This window comes from Salinispora sp. H7-4 (assembly GCF_013416675.1).
Classification (GTDB): domain Bacteria; phylum Actinomycetota; class Actinomycetes; order Mycobacteriales; family Micromonosporaceae; genus Micromonospora; species Micromonospora vitiensis.
The window spans coordinates 1-298 of the sequence record NZ_JABZED010000050.1 but is presented as its reverse complement, the minus strand read 5'-3'; the positions used below and the strand labels follow the sequence as shown (position 1 = coordinate 298).

At 65.4% G+C, this 298-nt stretch carries 1 pseudogene; it reads right to left on the bottom strand.

The features are described from left to right. A pseudogene (locus H0524_RS25030) lies at positions 1–298 on the bottom strand (DUF346 domain-containing protein); the annotation flags it as partial.

Here is a 298-nt window from a genome sequence, read left to right as displayed (position 1 = left end):
CGTAGAACCGATGCTCCAACCGCCCGTCCGGGTTCCGGTAGAAGACATGCTGCTGATTGCCGTACGCGAACCCGGTGGGATTCGAATGGACCCGTCCCTCTGTGTTCCAGTTGTCCATCCCCGGGGCGTCCATTCCCGGCGCGAACCACCAGTGTCGCAACGTGTTGTCGCTTCCCCGGGCGAACACGTGCTGCAGCAGGGTCCCGGCTGATCCGACGGCCACATAGTGCTGGCCGCTACCGAACCCGAACGCCCGCCCCGCGACAGTTTCGGTGGGGCGACCGCAGTTGTCGCTGGT